Origin of the sequence: Inmirania thermothiophila (assembly GCF_003751635.1) — a bacterium.
Lineage (GTDB): Bacteria > Pseudomonadota > Gammaproteobacteria > DSM-100275 > DSM-100275 > Inmirania > Inmirania thermothiophila.
Window position 1 is genome coordinate 137376 of sequence record NZ_RJVI01000002.1, and the last position, 17031, is coordinate 154406.

The window sequence follows — 17031 nt, forward strand, 5'->3', positions numbered from 1 at the left end:
ATTTGGCCGCGTGGCGGCCGCATGGGCGGGATGGGCTGCGGCCCCTCCCGCTTTCTGTGTGCGATCCCTGAACGAGGAGGCGGTCCCCTTGCGCGCACCGGCACTGCTCGCGCTGGAAGACGGCACGATCTTCCGGGGCGTATCCGTCGGCGTGCCCGGCCGGGTCGTCGGCGAGGTGGTGTTCAACACCGCCATGACGGGCTACCAGGAGATCCTCACCGATCCCTCCTACGCCCGCCAGATCGTCACCCTGACCTATCCGCACATCGGCAACGTCGGCGCCAACCCCGGCGACGAGGAGGCGGCGCGGATCTGGGCCTCGGGGCTGGTGGTGCGCGACGTGCCGCCGCGCGCGAGCAGCTGGCGCGCCCGCGAGGATCTGCCCGCCTACCTGGAGCGGCGCGGCGTGGTCGCCATCGCCGGCCTCGACACCCGCGCCCTGACCCGCAGGCTGCGCACCCGCGGCGCCATGAACGGCTGCCTCTGGGCCGGTGACGACGCCGATCCCGCGGAGGCGGTGGCGCTGGCCCAGGCCTTTCCGGGCCTGAAGGGCATGGATCTGGCGCGGGAGGTGACCACCGCCGAGCGCTACGAGTGGACCGAGTCCACCTGGGACCTCGCCGCCGACGCCGCGGCGCCGCGGCCCGCGCCGCGCCTGCACGTGGTGGCCTACGACTTCGGGGTCAAGCGCAACATCCTGCGCATGCTGGTGGCGCGCGGCTGCCGCGTGACCGTGGTGCCGGCGGCCACGCCCGCCGAGGAGGTCCTGGCCATGGCCCCGGACGGGGTCTTCCTCTCCAACGGCCCGGGCGATCCCGAGCCGTGCCGCTACGCCATCGAGGCCGCGCGCACCTTCCTCGGGCGGGGCGTGCCGCTGTTCGGGATCTGCCTCGGGCACCAGATCCTCGGGCTCGCCGCGGGGGCGCGCACGGTGAAGATGAAGTTCGGCCACCACGGCGCCAACCATCCGGTGCTGGAGCTCGACGGCGGCCGCGTCCTTATCACCAGCCAGAACCACGGCTTCGCCGTGGACGAGGTGAGCCTGCCGCCGACCCTGCGCCCCACCCACCGCTCCCTCTTCGACGGTTCGCTCCAGGGGATCGAGCACACGGAGGCCCCCGCCTTCGGCTTCCAGGGCCACCCGGAGGCGAGCCCCGGCCCCCACGACGTGGGCCACCTCTTCGACCGCTTCGTCCGTCTCATGGAGGCGGCCGCCTGAGGCGGCCCTGAACGCGACGCCCATGCCGAAACGCACCGACATCGAATCGATCCTGATCCTGGGCGCGGGTCCCATCATCATCGGCCAGGCCTGCGAGTTCGACTACTCCGGCAGCCAGGCCTGCAAGGCCCTGCGCGAGGAGGGCTACCGCGTCATCCTCGTCAACTCCAACCCGGCCACCATCATGACCGACCCGGAGATGGCCGACGCCGTCTACGTGGAGCCGGTGGAGTGGCGCACGGTGGCCCGCATCATCGAGCGCGAGCGCCCCGACGCGCTGCTGCCCACCATGGGCGGGCAGACCGCGCTCAACACCGCCCTCGACCTCGCCCGCGAGGGGGTGCTGGACGCCTTCGGCGTCGAGCTCATCGGCGCCAGCCGCGAGGCCATCGACAAGGCCGAGGACCGCGAGCGCTTCCGCGAGGCCATGCAGCGCATCGGCCTGGAGGTGCCGCGCGCCGCCATCGCCCACAGCGTCGAGGAGGCGGTGCAGGTCCAGCCCTCCATCGGCTTCCCGGTGATCATCCGCCCCTCCTTCACCCTCGGCGGCAGCGGCGGCGGCATCGCCTACAACCGCGAGGAGTTCCTCGAGATCGTCGAGCGCGGCCTCGACCTCTCGCCCACCACCGAGGTCCTGCTGGAGGAGTCGGTGCTGGGGTGGAAGGAGTTCGAGATGGAGGTGGTGCGGGACCGCAGGGACAACTGCATCATCGTCTGCTCCATCGAGAACCTCGACCCCATGGGGGTGCACACCGGCGACTCCATCACCGTGGCGCCGGCGCAGACGCTCACCGACAAGGAATACCAGCGCATGCGCGACGCCGCCATCGCCGTGCTGCGCGAGATCGGGGTGGACACCGGCGGCTCCAACGTCCAGTTCGCCGTCAATCCCGCCGACGGGCGCATGGTGGTGATCGAGATGAACCCGCGCGTGTCGCGCTCCTCGGCCCTCGCCTCCAAGGCCACGGGCTTTCCCATCGCGCGCGTGGCGGCCAAGCTCGCCGTCGGCTACACCCTGGACGAGCTCGCCAACGAGATCACCGGCGGCGCCACGCCGGCCTCCTTCGAGCCCACCATCGACTACGTGGTCACCAAGATCCCGCGCTTCGCCTTCGAGAAGTTCCCCCAGGCCGAGCCGCGCCTGACCACGCAGATGAAGTCGGTGGGCGAGGTGATGGCCATCGGGCGCACCTTCCAGGAGTCGCTGCAGAAGGCGCTGCGCGGGCTCGAGACCGGCATCGACGGCCTCGACGAGATCCTCGATCGCGACGGCGAGGACGCCCTCGAGACGCTGCGCCACGAGCTGCGCCAGCCCGGGCCCGAGCGCATCCGCTACGTCGCCGACGCCTTCCGCATGGGGCTGGGGGTGGACGAGGTGCACGAGCTCAGCGCCATCGACCCCTGGTTCCTCGCCCAGATCGAGGAGATCGTGCGCGAGGAGGAGGCGGTGCGGGCCGCGGGGCTCGAGGCCCTCGACCGCGAGCGGCTGCGTGCGCTCAAGCGCATGGGCTTCTCGGACCGGCGCCTGGCGCGGCTCCTGGACACCTCCGAGGAGGCGGTCCGGGTCCTGCGCCACCAGCTCGGGGTGCGCCCGGTCTTCAAGCGCGTCGACTCCTGCGCGGCCGAGTTCGCCACCACCACCGCCTATCTCTACTCCACCTACGAGGAGGAGTGCGAGGCCGAGCCCACCGACCGGCGCAAGATCGTCATCCTCGGCGGCGGCCCCAACCGCATCGGCCAGGGCATCGAGTTCGACTACTGCTGCGTGCACGCGGCCCTGGCCCTGCGCGAGGACGGCTTCGAGACCATCATGGTCAACTGCAACCCGGAGACGGTCTCCACCGACTTCGACACCTCCGACCGGCTCTACTTCGAGCCGCTCACCCTCGAGGACGTGCTGGAGATCCTGCACGTGGAGCGGCCGGAGGGGGTGATCGTCCAGTACGGCGGGCAGACCCCGCTCAAGCTCGCCCGCGCCTTGGAGCGGGCGGGCGCGCCCATCATCGGCACCAGCCCCGAGTCCATCGACCTCGCGGAGGACCGCGAGCGCTTCCAGGGGCTCGTGCACCGCCTCGGTCTGCGCCAGCCCCCCAACCGCACCGCCTCGAGCGCCGAGGAGGCCCTGGCGCTGGCGCGCGAGATCGGCTATCCGCTGGTGGTGCGCCCGTCCTACGTCCTCGGGGGGCGGGCGATGGAGATCGTCTACGGCGAAGAGGACCTCGGCCGCTACATGCGCGAGGCGGTGCAGGTCTCCAACGACTCGCCGGTGCTGCTGGACCGCTTCCTCGACGACGCCATCGAGGTGGACGTGGACGCGGTCTGCGACGGCGAGCGGGTCTGGATCGGCGGCATCATGGAGCACATCGAGCAGGCGGGGGTCCATTCCGGCGACTCCGCCTGCGCCCTGCCGCCGCACTCGCTGGATGGGGCGCTGCAGGAGGCGCTGCGCGAGCAGATGCGGCGGCTCGCCCTGGAGCTTCGGGTGGTGGGCCTGGTCAACGCCCAGTTCGCGATCCAGGACGGCGAGATCTACGTCCTGGAGGTCAACCCGCGGGCCTCGCGCACGGTGCCCTTCGTCTCCAAGGCGGTGGGGGTGCCCCTGGCCAAGGTGGGGGTGCGCTGCATGACCGGCCGCAGCCTCGCCGAGCAGGGACTGACCACGGAGTGTACGCCGCGCTATTATTTGGTCAAGGAGGCCGTCTTCCCCTTCATCAAGTTCCCCGGCGTCGATCCCCTGCTCGGGCCCGAAATGAAGTCTACGGGCGAGGTGATGGGCGTCGGCCGCAGCTTCGGGGAGGCCTTCGCCAAGGCGCAGCTGGCCGCCGGGCAGCGGCTGCCGCGGGGCGGGCGGGCGCTGCTCAGCGTGCGCGACGCCGACAAGCCGGGCGCAGTCGAGTGCGCGCGGATGCTCGCGGCCTGCGGCTTCGAGCTCTACGCCACCGCCGGCACCGCGGCGGCGCTGCAGGCGGCGGGGCTTGCGGTGACCCGGGTGAACAAGGTCAAGGAGGGACGGCCCCACATCGTGGACATGCTCAAGAACGACGAGGTGAGCCTCATCATCAACACCACCGAAGGCAGGCAGGCGATCGCCGACTCCTACGAGATCCGCCGCACCGCGCTCCAGCACAAGGTGGCCTACACCACCACCCTCGCCGGGGCGCGCGCCATCTGCGTGGCCATCGCGGAGGAGGGGGGCGGCGACGTCTACCGGCTGCAGGACCTGCACGCGGAGGGAGGATCATGACCAGGGTGCCCCTGACCCGTCGCGGCGCCGAGCGCCTGCGTGAGGAGCTCAGGCGCCTGAAGAACGAGGAGCGTCCCCGCATCATCAAGGCCATCGCCGAGGCCCGTGCCCACGGCGACCTGCGGGAGAACGCCGAGTACCACGCCGCCAAGGAGCAGCAGAGCTTCATCGAGGGACGCATCAAGGAGCTCGAGAGCAAGCTCGCCTCGGCCCAGATCATCGACGTCGCCACCCTGCCGGCCAACGGCAAGGTGGTTTTCGGGGCCACCGTGGAGCTGCTCGACGTCGAGACCGACGAGAAGGTGACCTACCAGATCGTCGGCGACCTCGAGGCCGACATCAAACAGGGGCTGATCTCGGTCAGCTCCCCCATCGCGCGGGCGCTCATCGGCAAGGAGGCGGGCGACGAGGTGGAGGTGCAGGCGCCGGCCGGGGTGCGCCACTACGAGATCGTCGACGTCCGCTACGAGTGAGACCGCGGCCCGGCGTCGGGGTCGATGCGCGGGCGCTCGGGGTTGCGCCGGTAGAGGAGGGCGACATGGCCGATGCGCTGCACCAGCTCGGCACGGGTCGCCTCCAGGATCGCCGCGAGCAGCGCCGCGCGGGCGGCGCGGTCGGCGGCGTTGATCCGCACCTTGACGAGCTCGTGGTCGGCGAAGGCCCGCTCGAGCTCGGCGCGCACGCCCGCGCTGAGGCCGGCCTGGCCGAGGATCACCACCGGCCGCAGGCGGTGGCCGAGGCGGCGCAGATTGCGCTTCTGGGGCTCGCTGAGCATGGCCGCTGATCCTGCACGGAAAGGGGCGCACAGTGTAGCGCCGCCGCGGGGCGCCTTCACCATCGCGCCGAGCCCGCTCAACCCGGTCAAGCTCGAGCTCGGGCTGCTCGTCCTCCTCGCCCTGCCGGTGGCGCTCCTCTGCGTGCGCTGGCTGGGGCGGGGGGCGGGGCTTGCGGTGGCGGCCGCCTACGGCGCCGGTGCCGCGCTGTGGCTGGTGTGGCGGACGCGGCGTCTGCTGCGCGCGCTCGAGCGCGGGGAGGGGGCGTGAGCCGCGCGAGCAGCCGGCGCTGGCTCGCGCGGCAGCGCCGCGATCCCTACGTGCGGCGGGCGCGCGAGGAGGGCCGGCGCTCGCGGGCGGGCTACAAGCTGGCCGAGCTCGACCGCCGCGACCGGCTGCTGCGCCCCGGGATGGTGGTGGTGGATCTGGGCGCGGCGCCGGGGGGATGGTCCGAGTACGCCGCCGGGCGGGTGGCGCCGGGCGGTCGCGTGGTCGCCGTGGACCGGCTCCCCATGGCGCCCATCGCGGGGGTGGACTTCGTCCAGGGGGACTTCACGGAGGCGGCGGTGGCCGAGACCGTGCGGGCCCGGCTCGGCGGCCCCGCCGACCTCGTCCTCTCCGACATGGCGCCGAGCCTGAGCGGGGTCCGCGATCGCGACCGCGCCCTCGCCGAGGCGCTGGCGCTTGCCGCCATCGACTTCGCCGAGGGGGTCCTGCGCCCGGGCGGGGACCTGCTCGTGAAGGTCTTCGAGGGGCCCGAGCTTGCCGCCCTGCGGGCGCGCCTGGGGGCGGCCTTCGCCGCCGTGGCCACGCGCAAGCCGCCCGCCTCGCGGGCGCGCAGCAGTGAACTTTATCTCCTGGCCAGGCACTATAGTCATGTATAGTCGGCCGGGACGGCGGAACCGCATGCCACCCCCCCTGCATCCGCGCACGGCCCCGGGGGCGGGCGGCGGCTCCGTGCCGCGTGCCGCCAGGCTGGAGGGCTTCTGCCTTGAATGACATGGCCAAGAACCTGATCCTCTGGATCATCATCGCCGTGGTCCTGATGTCGGTGTTCAACAACTTCGGGGCCCGGCCGACCCCCTCGCACCAGGTCGCCTACTCCCAGTTCATCGAGGAGGTGCGCCAGGGCAACGTCGAGAAGGTGGTGATCGAGGGGCGCACGATCCAGGGGCTGACGCGCGCCGGACAGCGCTTCACCACCTACAGCCCGGGGGATCCGGGCCTCATCGGCGACCTGCTGGATGCGGGGGTGGAGATCGACGCCCGCCCGCCGGAGCAGCAGTCGCTCCTGATGCAGATCTTCATCTCCTGGTTCCCGATGCTGCTCCTCATCGGCGTCTGGGTCTTCTTCATGCGCCAGATGCAGGGCGGGGCCGGCGGGCGCAGTGCCATGTCCTTCGGCAAGAGCCGGGCCCGCATGCTCAGCGAGGACCAGGTCAAGGTCACCTTCGCCGACGTGGCCGGGGTCGAGGAGGCGAAGCAGGAGGTGGCCGAGCTGGTGGAGTTCCTGCGCGACCCGGCCAAGTTCCAGCGCCTCGGCGGCAAGATCCCCCGCGGCGTCCTCATGGTGGGGCCGCCGGGGACGGGCAAGACGCTGCTCGCCAAGGCCATCGCCGGCGAGGCCAAGGTGCCCTTCTTCACCATCTCCGGGTCGGACTTCGTGGAGATGTTCGTGGGCGTGGGCGCCTCGCGCGTGCGCGACATGTTCGACCAGGCCAAGAAGCACGCCCCCTGCATCGTCTTCATCGACGAGATCGACGCCGTCGGGCGCCACCGCGGGGCGGGCCTCGGCGGCGGCCACGACGAGCGCGAGCAGACCCTGAACCAGCTCCTGGTGGAGATGGACGGCTTCGAGGGCAACGAGGGCGTGATCGTCATCGCCGCCACCAACCGGCCGGACGTGCTGGACCCGGCGCTGCTGCGCCCCGGGCGCTTCGACCGCCAGGTGGTGGTGCCGCTGCCCGACGTGCGCGGCCGCGAGCAGATCCTGCGCGTGCACATGCGCCGCGTGCCGCTCGCCGACGACGTCAAGCCGGCCATCATCGCGCGCGGCACGCCGGGCTTCTCGGGGGCGGATCTCGCCAACCTCGTCAACGAGGCCGCTCTCTTCGCGGCGCGCGCCAACAAGCGCGTGGTGGACATGGAGGACTTCGAGCGCGCCAAGGACAAGATCCTCATGGGGGCCGAGCGCCGCTCCATGGTGATGAGTGAGGACGAGAAGCGGCTCACCGCCTACCACGAGTCCGGCCACACCATCGTCGGGCGGCTGGTGCCCGACCACGACCCCGTGCACAAGGTCTCCATCATTCCGCGCGGGCGCGCCCTCGGGGTGACGGTGTTCCTGCCCGAGGACGACCGCTACAGCTACTCGCGCCGGCGCCTGGAGAGCCAGATCGCGAGCCTCTTCGGCGGCCGCGTCGCCGAGGAGCTGGTCTTCGGGCCCGAGTGCGTCACCACGGGGGCGCAGAACGACATCCAGCGCGCCACCGAGATCGCCCGCAGCATGGTCACCAAATGGGGCCTCTCGGAGCGGCTGGGGCCGCTCACCTACAGCGAGGAGGAGGGCGAGGTCTTCCTCGGCCACGCCATCACGCGCCACAAGACCGTCTCCGAGGAGACGGCGCGGGCCATCGACGAGGAGGTGCGCGCGATCATCGAGCGCAACTACACCCGCGCCCGCGAGATCCTCACCGAGCACCGGGACAAGCTGCACGCCATGGCCGAGGCCCTGATGAAGTACGAGACGCTCGACAGCGAGCAGATCGACGACATCATGGCCGGGCGCCCGCCCCGCCCGCCCCAGGGCTGGTCCGACTCCGACGTCGGCCCCGGCGAGGCGGTGGCGGCGCCGGCGCGGGGCGGGCGCACCGACGGCGCCATCGGGAGACCCGCGAGCGAGCACTGAGCGCCGCGGCGGCGCGAACCCACGGCCGCCTGCGGGCGGCCGTGGCCGTTGCGGACTGGGGGAGGGCGATGCCGGGCATCGACTGCGGCGGACGCTGGCTCGATCTGGGCCGGCCGCGGGTCATGGGGATCCTCAACGTCACGCCGGACTCGTTCTCGGACGGCGGCCGGTGGGCCGACCCCGGGCGCGCCTGCGAGCGCGCCTGGCAGATGGTGGAGGAGGGGGCCGACCTCGTCGACGTGGGCGGCGAATCGACCCGGCCCGGTGCGGCGCCGGTGGACGCGGAGGAGGAGCTGCGGCGGGTCGAGCCGGTGGTGCGGCGCCTCGCGGCGGAGCTGCCGGTGCCGGTCTCGGTGGACACCAGCAAGCCGGAGGTGATGCTGCGCTGCGCCGAGGCCGGCGCGGGGCTCATCAACGACGTGCGCGCCCTGCGCGAGCCGGGGGCGCTGGAGGCGGCGGCGGCCACGGGGCTGCCGGTGTGCCTGATGCACATGAAGGGCGAGCCCCGCACCATGCAGCGCGATCCCCGCTACGACGACGTGGTCGCCGAGGTGCGCGGGTTCCTGCTTGCGCGCGCGGCGGCCTGCGAGGCGGCGGGCATGGATCGCGGGCGTATTCTCCTCGATCCCGGCTTCGGCTTCGGCAAGACCCTCGCGCACAACCTGACCCTGCTGCGCCGCCTGGACCGCATCGTCGCCGCCGGCTACCCGGTGCTGGTGGGGATCTCCCGCAAGTCCATGATCGGGGCGATCCTCGGCGAGCGCCCGGTGGAGGGGCGGCTGCACGGATCGGTGGCGGCGGCGGTGATCGCCGCCTGGCTCGGCGCGCGCATCGTGCGCGTGCACGACGTCGCCGCCACCGTGGACGCCCTCGCCGTGTGTGCGGCGCTGCAAGGGGCGACGGAAGAGGAGGGCTGAGGGATGGCGAGGCGCTACTTCGGCACCGACGGGGTGCGCGGGCGCGTGGGCGAGGAGCCGGTGACGGCGCCGTTCGTGCTGCGTCTCGGCTGGGCCGCGGGCCGGGTGCTGGCCCAGCGCGGCGCCCACCGCGTGGTGATCGGCAAGGACACGCGCATCTCCGGCTACATGTTCGAGTCGGCGCTGGAGGCGGGGCTCTCGGCGGCCGGGGTGGACATCCTCCTCCTCGGGCCGATGCCGACGCCGGGGATCGCGTACCTGACGCGGACCCTGCGCGCCGAGGCCGGCATCGTCATCAGCGCCTCCCACAACCCCTATCACGACAATGGCATCAAGTTCTTCTCCGCCGACGGGGCCAAGCTGCCGGACGCGGTGGAGGAGGCCATCGAGGCCGAGCTCGAGCGCCCCTTCGTCACCGTGGAGGGGGCGCGGCTCGGGCGCGCCCAGCGGGTCGACGACGCCGCCGGGCGCTACATCGAGTTCTGCAAGAGCACGGTCCCGCCGCGCTTCAGCCTCAAGGGCATGAAGCTCGTGGTGGACTGCGCCCACGGGGCCACCTACCACATCGCCCCGGCGGTCTTCCGCGAGCTGGGGGCCGAGGTGGTCCCCATCGGGATCTCGCCCAACGGGCTCAACATCAACGACGGCTGCGGCTCCACCGCCCCGCAGGCCCTGCGCGAGGCGGTGCTGCGGGAGGGTGCGGACGCGGGCCTCGCCTTCGACGGGGACGGCGACCGGGTGGTGATGGTGGACGAGCGCGGCGAGATCGTGGACGGCGACGGCCTGCTCTACGTCATCGCCCGCGCCCGCCACGCCTGCGGGGAGCTGCGCGGCGACGTGGTCGGCACGCAGATGACCAACCTCGGCCTGGAGCAGGCACTGGCCGGGCTCGGCATCGGCCTGCACCGGACCCGGGTGGGGGACCGCTACATCCTCGAGGCCCTCAACGCCCGCGGCTGGACCCTGGGCGGCGAGACCTCGGGCCACATCATCTGCCTGGACCGCACCACCACCGGCGACGGCATCGTCAGCGGCCTGCAGGTGCTGGAGGCGATGGTGCGTGAGGGCAGGCCGCTTTCGGCGCTGCTGGCCGGGCTCGCCCGCTACCCGCAGGAGCTGGTCAACGTCCGCGTCGCCGGGATCGTGCGCGAGCTGGCGCCGACGCCGCGGCTGCGCGAGGCGATCCGCGACACGGAGGGGCGGCTGGACGGCCGGGGCCGCGTGCTGCTGCGCCCCTCGGGCACCGAGCCGGTGATCCGGGTCATGGTGGAGGGCGAGGACGCGGCGGAGGTGCGGCGGCTGGCCGAGGCGCTGGCGGCGGTAGTGGCCGAGGAGCTGGGCTGAGGGGCGGTTGCATCGCGCGCCCGTCCTGAATAGAATCTGCGCCCGTCGATTGCGGGGTGGAGCAGTCCGGTAGCTCGTCGGGCTCATAACCCGAAGGTCGCAGGTTCAAATCCTGCCCCCGCTACCAGATCAGGAAGCCCCGGCCGCGGCCGGGGCTTCGTCTTTCCGGGCGCCCTTGAGGCGGGGCGTCGGTGGGGCTATAATTCCTCCGCTTCGCCGAGGAGGTGGCGAGACACGGGCCACCGCTGCAAGGAACCCCGCTCGCGGGGTTTTTTGTTAGGTGCGGCGCGTGGGGGCGGGGGTGGGCCGCAGGCCCGCTTTTTTGTTTGGACGGCGGATGATCAGGCAGGCGTCGGAGGAGCTCTACGCGCTGGTCGCCCCGGTGGTGGAGGGGCTCGGCTACGAGCTCCTGGGCATCGACCAGGGGCGGCGGGGCCGGCGCGTGGTGCTCACCGTCTACATCGATCATCCGGACGGGATCGGGCTCGACGACTGCGAGCGCGTCAGCGAGCAGATCAGCGGCGTGCTGGACGTGGCCGATCCGATCCCGGGCAGCTACCTGCTGGAGGTCTCCTCGCCGGGGCTCGACCGGCCCCTGTTCCGGCGCGAGCACTTCGAACGCCACGCGGGTGCGTGGGTGCGGGTGCGGCTCGCCGGCGACGCCGGGGGGCGGCGCAACTACACGGGGCTGCTGCGCGGCGTGGAGGGCGAGGAGGTGGTGCTGGAGGTGGACGGGGCGGAGGTGCGTCTGGCGCTGGCGGCGATCGAGCGGGCGCGGCTGGTGCCGCAGCTGTGAGGGTCCCGCGCGGGGTGCGGAGCGGAGGCTGAGACGAGATGAGCAAGGACATCCTGCTGGTGGTGGACGCGGTGGCCAACGAGAAGGGTGTCGACCGCGAGGAGATCTTCGAGGCCCTCGAGGCGGCGCTGGCCTCGGCCACGCGCAAGAAGGCGGGCGGCGACATCGGGGTGCGCGTGCGCATCGACCGCGAGACCGGCGACTACGAGACCTTCCGCTACTGGGAGGTGGTGCCGGACGAGGTGGAGGAGCTGGAGCACCCCGGTTGGCAGCTGCGCCTGTCGGAGGCGCGCGCCCGCAAGCCCGACGTCGAGGTGGGCGAGCGCATCGAGGAGCCCATGGAGTCGGTGGAGTTCGGCCGCATCGCCGCCCAGGCCGCCAAGCAGGTCATCGTGCAGAAGGTGCGCGACGCCGAGCGCGCGCGCATCGTGGAGCAGTTCAAGGACCGCAAGGGCGAGCTGGTCACCGGCATCGTCAAGCGGGTCGAGCGCGGGAACGTCTTCCTGGACCTCGGCGGCAACGCCGAGGCGGTGATCCCCCGCGAGGAGATGATCCCGCGCGAGGCGGTGCGCCCGGGCGACCGCCTGCGCGGCTACCTCAAGGACGTGCGCCCGGAGCCGCGCGGGCCGCAGCTCTTCGTCAGCCGCACCTGCCCGGAGTTCCTCGTCGAGCTGTTCAAGCTGGAGGTCCCGGAGGTGGGCGAGGGGTTGATCGAGATCGTCGCCGCCGCGCGGGACCCGGGGGCACGGGCCAAGATCGCCGTGCGCAGCAAGGATCCGCGCATCGATCCCGTGGGGGCGTGCGTCGGCATGCGCGGCTCGCGGGTGCAGGCGGTCTCCAACGAGCTCTCGGGCGAGCGCGTCGACATCATCCAGTGGGACGAGAACCCGGCCCAGTTCGTCATCAACGCCATGTCGCCGGCCGAGGTCTCCCACATCGTGGTCGACGAGGAGACGCACACCATGGACGTCGCGGTGCCCGAGGATCAGCTCTCGCTGGCGATCGGGCGGGGCGGGCAGAACGTGCGTCTGGCGAGCCAGCTCACGGGCTGGGAGATCAACATCATGACCGAGGAGGAGGCTCGCCAGAAGAGCGAGGCCGAGGCCGAGGCCCTGGTGCGGATGTTCATGGAGCAGCTCGACGTCGACGAGGAGGTGGCGACCATCCTCGTCCAGGAAGGCTTCTCCTCCCTCGAGGAGGTGGCCTACGTGCCGGTGCAGGAGCTGCTGGAGATCGAGGAGTTCGACGAGGGCATCGTGGAGGAGCTGCGCAACCGGGCCCGCGACGTGCTGCTGCTGAAGGCGCTGGCCAAGGAGGAGGAGGAGGAGGCCCACCGGCCGGCCGAGGACCTCCTCGCCCTCGAGGGGATGGATCGGGAGCTCGCGTACGCGCTGGCGCGCGCGGGTATCCGCACGGCGGAGGATCTCGCCGAGCAGGCCGTCGACGACGTCGTCGAGGCGGTGGAGGGCCTGGACCGGGAGCGGGCGGCGGATCTCATCATGAAGGCGCGGGCCCCCTGGTTCGAGCAGGCCGACGGTGCGGCGGCCGAGGGGCAGCAGGGTTGAGGCGGCAGGAGGCGCGTCGATGAGCGAGGTCACGGTCAGGCAGCTTGCGCAGGTGGTGGGCGTCCCCGTGGAGCGGCTGCTCGCCCAGCTGGGCGAGGCGGGGCTCGCGGTGAGCGGACCCGACCAGGCCCTGAGCGAGGAGGAGCGGCTGCAGCTGCTGCGCCACCTGCGTCGTGCCCACGGCAAGGACGGCGAGCCGGCGGTGGTGGCCGAGCCGAAGAAGATCACCCTCAAGCGCAAGGCCCACGCCGAGCTGAGGCAGACCGCCCAGGGGCGCGTCAAGACGGTCAGCGTCGAGGTCCGCCGCAAGCGGACCTACGTCAAGCGCAGCCTCGTCCTCGACGAGGAGCGCAAGCGCCTCGAGGAGGACGCGGCCAAGCTCGCCGAGGCCGAGGCCAGGCGCCAAGCCGAGGAGGAGGCGGCGCGCCGGCGCGCCGAGGAGGAGGCCGCACGACGCCAGGCCGAGGAGGAGGCGCGGCGGCGTGCCGAGGAGGAGGCCGCGCGGCGCCAGGCCGAGGAGGCCGAGGCCCGGCGACGTGCCGAGGAGGAGGAGGCCCGTCGCCGCGCCGAGGAGGAGGCGCGCGCGGCCGAGCGGGAGGCGCGCAAGGAGGCCGAGGCCGAGCGGCGCGCCGAGGCCAAGATCGCGCCGCCGCCGGAGGTGGCCAAGGGCCACATCCGGCGCGAGGAGCTCCACGTGGCGTCGGGCAAGGGCGAGCGGCGCCGGAAGCGCCCGCGCCCGCAGCGGGTGGCCGTCACCACGAAGAGCGCGCACGGCTTTGCGCGTCCGACCCAGCCCATCGTGCGGGAGGTCACCATCCCCGAGACCATCACCGTCGCCGAGCTGGCGCAGAAGATGGCGGTCAAGGCGGCCGAGGTCATCAAGGTGATGCTGAAGATGGGGGTCATGGCCACCATCAACCAGAGCATCGACCAGGAGACGGCGGCCCTGGTGGTGGAGGAGATGGGCCACAAGGCCAAGCTCCTGCGCGAGGAGGATCTGGAGGCGGCGCTGGTGGAGGAGGCGGCGGTGGAGGCCGAGCCGGTGCCGCGTCCCCCCGTGGTCACGGTCATGGGCCATGTCGACCACGGCAAGACCTCGCTCCTCGACTACATCCGCAAGAGCCGGGTCGCCGCGGGCGAGGCCGGCGGCATCACCCAGCACATCGGCGCCTACCACGTGGAGACGCCGCGCGGCACCGTCACCTTCATCGACACCCCCGGCCATGCCGCCTTCACCGCCATGCGCGCCCGCGGCGCCCAGGCCACGGACATCGTGGTCCTGGTGGTGGCCGCCGACGACGGCGTCATGCCCCAGACCAAGGAGGCGATCCAGCACGCCCGCGCCGCCGGGGTGCCCATCGTGGTCGCGGTGAACAAGATCGACAAGCCGGAGGCCGACCCGGACCGCGTCAAGAACGAGCTTGCGGCCGAGCAGGTGGTGCCCGAGGACTGGGGCGGCGACACCCTCTTCGTGCCGGTCTCGGCGAAGACCGGCCAGGGCATCGACGAGCTGCTCGACGCCATCCTGCTGCAGGCGGAGCTGCTCGAGCTCAAGGCGGTGGCCGAGGGTCCGGCCAAGGGCGTGGTGCTGGAGTCCTCGCTGGAGAAGGGGCGGGGTCCGGTGGCCACCGTGCTGGTGCAGCGGGGCACCCTGCGCAAGGGCGACGTCCTGCTCGCCGGCGCCGAGTACGGCCGCGTGCGCGCGATGTTCGACGAGAACGGGCGGGCGGTGGAGTCGGCCGGGCCCTCCATCCCGGTGCAGGTGCTGGGGCTTTCGGGGGTGCCCAGCGCCGGCGACGAGGCGGTGGTGGTGGCCGACGAGCGCAAGGCGCGGGAGATCGCGGAGCGCCGGCGCGAGAAGGCCCGCGAGGCGAGCCTCGCCCAGCGCCAGACGGCGCGGCTGGACGAGATGTTCAGCCAGATCCAGGAGGGCGAGGCGCAGGAGGTCAACCTCGTGGTCAAGGCCGACGTGCAGGGCAGCGTGGAGGCCCTCAGCGAGGCCCTGACCAAGCTCTCCAACGACGAGGTCAAGGTCCGGGTGGTGGCCTCCGGGGTCGGCGGTATCACCGAGTCGGACGTCCACCTCGCCGCGGCCTCCAAGGCCATCATCATCGGCTTCAACGTCCGCGCCGACGGCGCCGCCCGGCGGGCGATCCAGGACAGCGGCCTCGAGGTCCGCTACTACAGCGTCATCTACGAGGCCATCGACGACGTCAAGCAGGCGATCCAGGGCCTGCTCAAGCCGGAGCTGCGCGAGCAGATCATCGGGCTTGCCGAGGTCCGCGACGTCTTCCGCTCGTCCAAGTTCGGCGCCGTTGCGGGCTGCCTCGTGGTGGACGGGGTGGTGCGTCGGCACAGCCCGATCCGGGTCCTGCGCAACAACGTGGTGATCTTCGAGGGCGAGCTGGAGTCGCTGCGCCGCTTCAAGGACGACGTGGACGAGGTGCGCGCGGGCACGGAGTGCGGGATCGCCGTGCGCAACTACAACGACGTGCGGGTGGGCGACCAGATCGAGTGCTACGAGCGCATCGAGGTGGAGCGCAAGCTCTGAGCCTCGGGGCCGGGACGGAGGGGCGGGTGCCGCGCGAGTTCGATCGTACCCGGCGGGTGGCCGAGCAGCTCCAGCGCGAGCTGGCCGAGCTCATCCGCCGCGAGGTCAAGGACCCGCGGGTCGGCCCGGTGACGGTGTCGGCGGTGCGGGTCAGCCGCGATCTCGCCCACGCCCGGGTCTACGTGGGCGTGCTGGACCGCACCGAACGGGCGCAGGAGACGGTGGAGGCCCTCAACCACGCCGCCGGGCACCTGCGCCGGCTGCTGGGGCGGCGCCTGCACCTGCGCACCATCCCGCGCCTGCGCTTCGAGTACGACGCCCTGCTGGACGAGGCCTCGCGCCTGTCGCGCCTGCTGGATGCGCTGGGCTCCGGCGGGGAAGGGGAAGGAGAGGAGAAGGCATGAGCCAGCGCCGAGCCAACCGGCGGAACGTGAGCGGGGTGCTGCTCCTGGACAAGCCGCCGGGGATCACCTCCAATCGCGCGCTGCAGATCGTCAAGCGCCTCTACCGCGCCCGCAAGGCGGGCCACACGGGGAGCCTGGACCCCCTCGCGAGCGGGCTGCTGCCGGTCTGCCTGGGGGAGGCGACGAAGCTCTCGGGCTTCCTCCTGGGCGCGGACAAGCGCTACTGGGTGCGGGTGCGCCTGGGGGTACGCACGGAGACGGGGGACGCCGACGGCGCGGTGGTGGAGGAGCGCCCGGTGCCGGCCCTGGAGCGTGCCGCGGTGGAGGCCGTGCTCGCCCGCTTCCGCGGCGAGATCGAGCAGATCCCGCCCATGTACTCGGCGCTGCGCCACCAGGGCGAGCGCCTCTACCGGCTCGCCCGCCAGGGGCAGGAGGTGGAGCGCAGGCCGCGGCGGGTGACCATCCACGCCCTGGCGCTGGTGGGCATGGAGGGCGAGACCCTGGAGATCGAGGTCCACTGCTCCAAGGGGACCTACATCCGCACCCTCGCCGAGGACATCGGCGAGGCGCTCGGCTGCGGCGGCCATGTGGCGGCGCTGCGCCGCACCGGCGTGGGTCCCTACGGCGCCGAGGGGATGGTGACCCTGGAGCAGGTGCGCGAGGCGGCGGAGGCCGGCACCGACGCCCTCGACCGGCTGCTGCTGCCGATGGAGAGCGCGCTCGCGGCCTGGCCCGAGATCCGGCTCGATGCGGATGCCGCCTACTACCTCCGCCAGGGGCAGCCGGTGCTGGTTCCGCGGGCGCCCACCGCCGGGTGGGTGCGGCTCTACGCCCCGGACGCGGCCTTCCTCGGCGTCGGCGAGATCCTCGACGACGGGCGCGTGGCCCCGCGCCGGCTGGTGCGGGCGGGCTGAGGGGCGGGATTATCCTTGTTCGCCGCGGGGGGCGCGGATACAATACCGCCCCTTCCAAAATCGCTAGCGCTGTCTGGGAGTTATCGTAACCATGCCGCTGAGCACTGAGCAGAAGGCCGAGATCGTCAAGGAGTTCCAGCGCGGGCCGTCCGACACCGGTTCGCCGGAGGTGCAGGTGGCGCTGCTGACGCAGCGCATCCAGCAGCTGACCGAGCACTTCGCGCGCCACAAGCACGACAACCACTCCCGGCGCGGCCTGATCCGCATGGTCAACCAGCGCCGCAAGCTCCTCGACTACCTGCGTCGCGAGGACGCCGAGCGCTACCGCACCCTCATCCAGCGGCTCGGCATCCGCCGGTGACGGCCGCGCAGCTTCGGGAGCCTACCGTGGCAGCA

At 72.5% G+C, this 17031-nt stretch carries 15 protein-coding genes and 1 tRNA gene; 15 read left to right on the plus strand and 1 reads right to left on the minus strand.

Annotation, left to right across the window (positions count from 1 at the left end; translation table 11 throughout):
* Positions 1-88 precede the first annotated feature (88 nt).
* Genes carA through greA form a run of 3 tightly spaced genes read left to right on the plus strand, consistent with a single transcriptional unit; the run spans position 89 to position 4936 of the window.
* The gene (gene carA, locus EDC57_RS06310; RefSeq protein ID WP_123401058.1) at positions 89-1219 is read left to right on the plus strand and encodes a glutamine-hydrolyzing carbamoyl-phosphate synthase small subunit; all 1131 of its coding nucleotides are present in this window, start codon (positions 89-91) and stop codon (positions 1217-1219) included.
* A 22-nt stretch (positions 1220-1241) separates the two neighbouring features.
* On the plus strand, positions 1242-4463 hold the full coding sequence (gene carB / locus EDC57_RS06315; protein ID WP_123401059.1) for a carbamoyl-phosphate synthase large subunit: 3222 nt from the start codon (positions 1242-1244) through the stop codon (positions 4461-4463).
* The gene (gene greA, locus EDC57_RS06320; RefSeq protein WP_123401060.1) at positions 4460-4936 is read left to right on the plus strand and encodes a transcription elongation factor GreA; all 477 of its coding nucleotides are present in this window, start codon (positions 4460-4462) and stop codon (positions 4934-4936) included. The genes carB and greA overlap by 4 nt, the downstream gene beginning before the upstream one ends.
* Here the strand turns inward: greA and EDC57_RS06325 are convergent.
* Positions 4927-5238 carry a YhbY family RNA-binding protein gene (locus EDC57_RS06325; RefSeq protein ID WP_123401061.1) on the minus strand — a complete coding sequence of 104 codons (312 nt, stop codon included), beginning with the start codon at positions 5236-5238 and terminating at the stop codon, positions 4927-4929. The genes greA and EDC57_RS06325 overlap by 10 nt on opposite strands.
* Between EDC57_RS06325 and EDC57_RS06330 the strand changes: the two genes are divergently transcribed.
* The 12 genes from EDC57_RS06330 to rpsO all read left to right on the plus strand — a co-directional run bounded on the left by EDC57_RS06330 (position 5237) and on the right by rpsO (position 16996).
* Positions 5237-5506, plus strand: a complete 270-nt coding sequence (locus EDC57_RS06330) for a hypothetical protein (RefSeq protein ID WP_123401062.1) — start codon at positions 5237-5239, stop codon at positions 5504-5506. The two genes, EDC57_RS06325 and EDC57_RS06330, sit on opposite strands and share 2 nt — an antisense overlap.
* Positions 5503-6120 carry an RlmE family RNA methyltransferase gene (locus EDC57_RS06335; RefSeq protein WP_123401063.1) on the plus strand — a complete coding sequence of 206 codons (618 nt, stop codon included), beginning with the start codon at positions 5503-5505 and terminating at the stop codon, positions 6118-6120. The genes EDC57_RS06330 and EDC57_RS06335 overlap by 4 nt, the downstream gene beginning before the upstream one ends.
* Positions 6121-6236: 116 nt before the next feature.
* Positions 6237-8144, plus strand: coding sequence for an ATP-dependent zinc metalloprotease FtsH (gene ftsH / locus EDC57_RS06340; RefSeq protein ID WP_123401064.1), 1908 nt, complete (start codon positions 6237-6239; stop codon positions 8142-8144).
* Between the two features lie 68 nt (positions 8145-8212).
* Positions 8213-9061: a dihydropteroate synthase gene (gene folP, locus EDC57_RS06345; RefSeq protein ID WP_123401065.1), complete on the plus strand. Its 849-nt coding sequence runs from the start codon at positions 8213-8215 to the stop codon at positions 9059-9061.
* A gap of 3 nt (positions 9062-9064) precedes the next feature.
* A complete protein-coding gene (gene glmM / locus EDC57_RS06350; protein WP_123401066.1) occupies positions 9065-10405 on the plus strand; it encodes a phosphoglucosamine mutase in 1341 nt (446 codons plus the stop codon).
* Between the two features lie 50 nt (positions 10406-10455).
* A tRNA-Met gene (locus EDC57_RS06355) sits at positions 10456-10532 on the plus strand.
* A 210-nt stretch (positions 10533-10742) separates the two neighbouring features.
* A complete protein-coding gene (gene rimP, locus EDC57_RS06360; protein WP_123401067.1) occupies positions 10743-11201 on the plus strand; it encodes a ribosome maturation factor RimP in 459 nt (152 codons plus the stop codon).
* Between the two features lie 38 nt (positions 11202-11239).
* Complete coding sequence (gene nusA, locus EDC57_RS06365) at positions 11240-12766, plus strand: transcription termination factor NusA (RefSeq protein ID WP_123401068.1); 1527 nt, start codon at positions 11240-11242, stop codon at positions 12764-12766.
* Between the two features lie 19 nt (positions 12767-12785).
* Positions 12786-15317 carry a translation initiation factor IF-2 gene (infB, locus tag EDC57_RS06370; protein WP_123401069.1) on the plus strand — a complete coding sequence of 844 codons (2532 nt, stop codon included), beginning with the start codon at positions 12786-12788 and terminating at the stop codon, positions 15315-15317.
* Between the two features lie 26 nt (positions 15318-15343).
* The gene (gene rbfA, locus EDC57_RS06375; RefSeq protein ID WP_170165063.1) at positions 15344-15721 is read left to right on the plus strand and encodes a 30S ribosome-binding factor RbfA; all 378 of its coding nucleotides are present in this window, start codon (positions 15344-15346) and stop codon (positions 15719-15721) included.
* Entirely contained in the window at positions 15718-16635 is a 918-nt protein-coding gene (gene truB / locus EDC57_RS06380; RefSeq protein ID WP_123401071.1) for a tRNA pseudouridine(55) synthase TruB, read from the plus strand. The genes rbfA and truB overlap by 4 nt, the downstream gene beginning before the upstream one ends.
* Positions 16636-16726: 91 nt before the next feature.
* Positions 16727-16996, plus strand: a complete 270-nt coding sequence (gene rpsO, locus EDC57_RS06385; RefSeq protein ID WP_123401072.1) for a 30S ribosomal protein S15 — start codon at positions 16727-16729, stop codon at positions 16994-16996.
* Positions 16997-17031 lie beyond the last annotated feature (35 nt).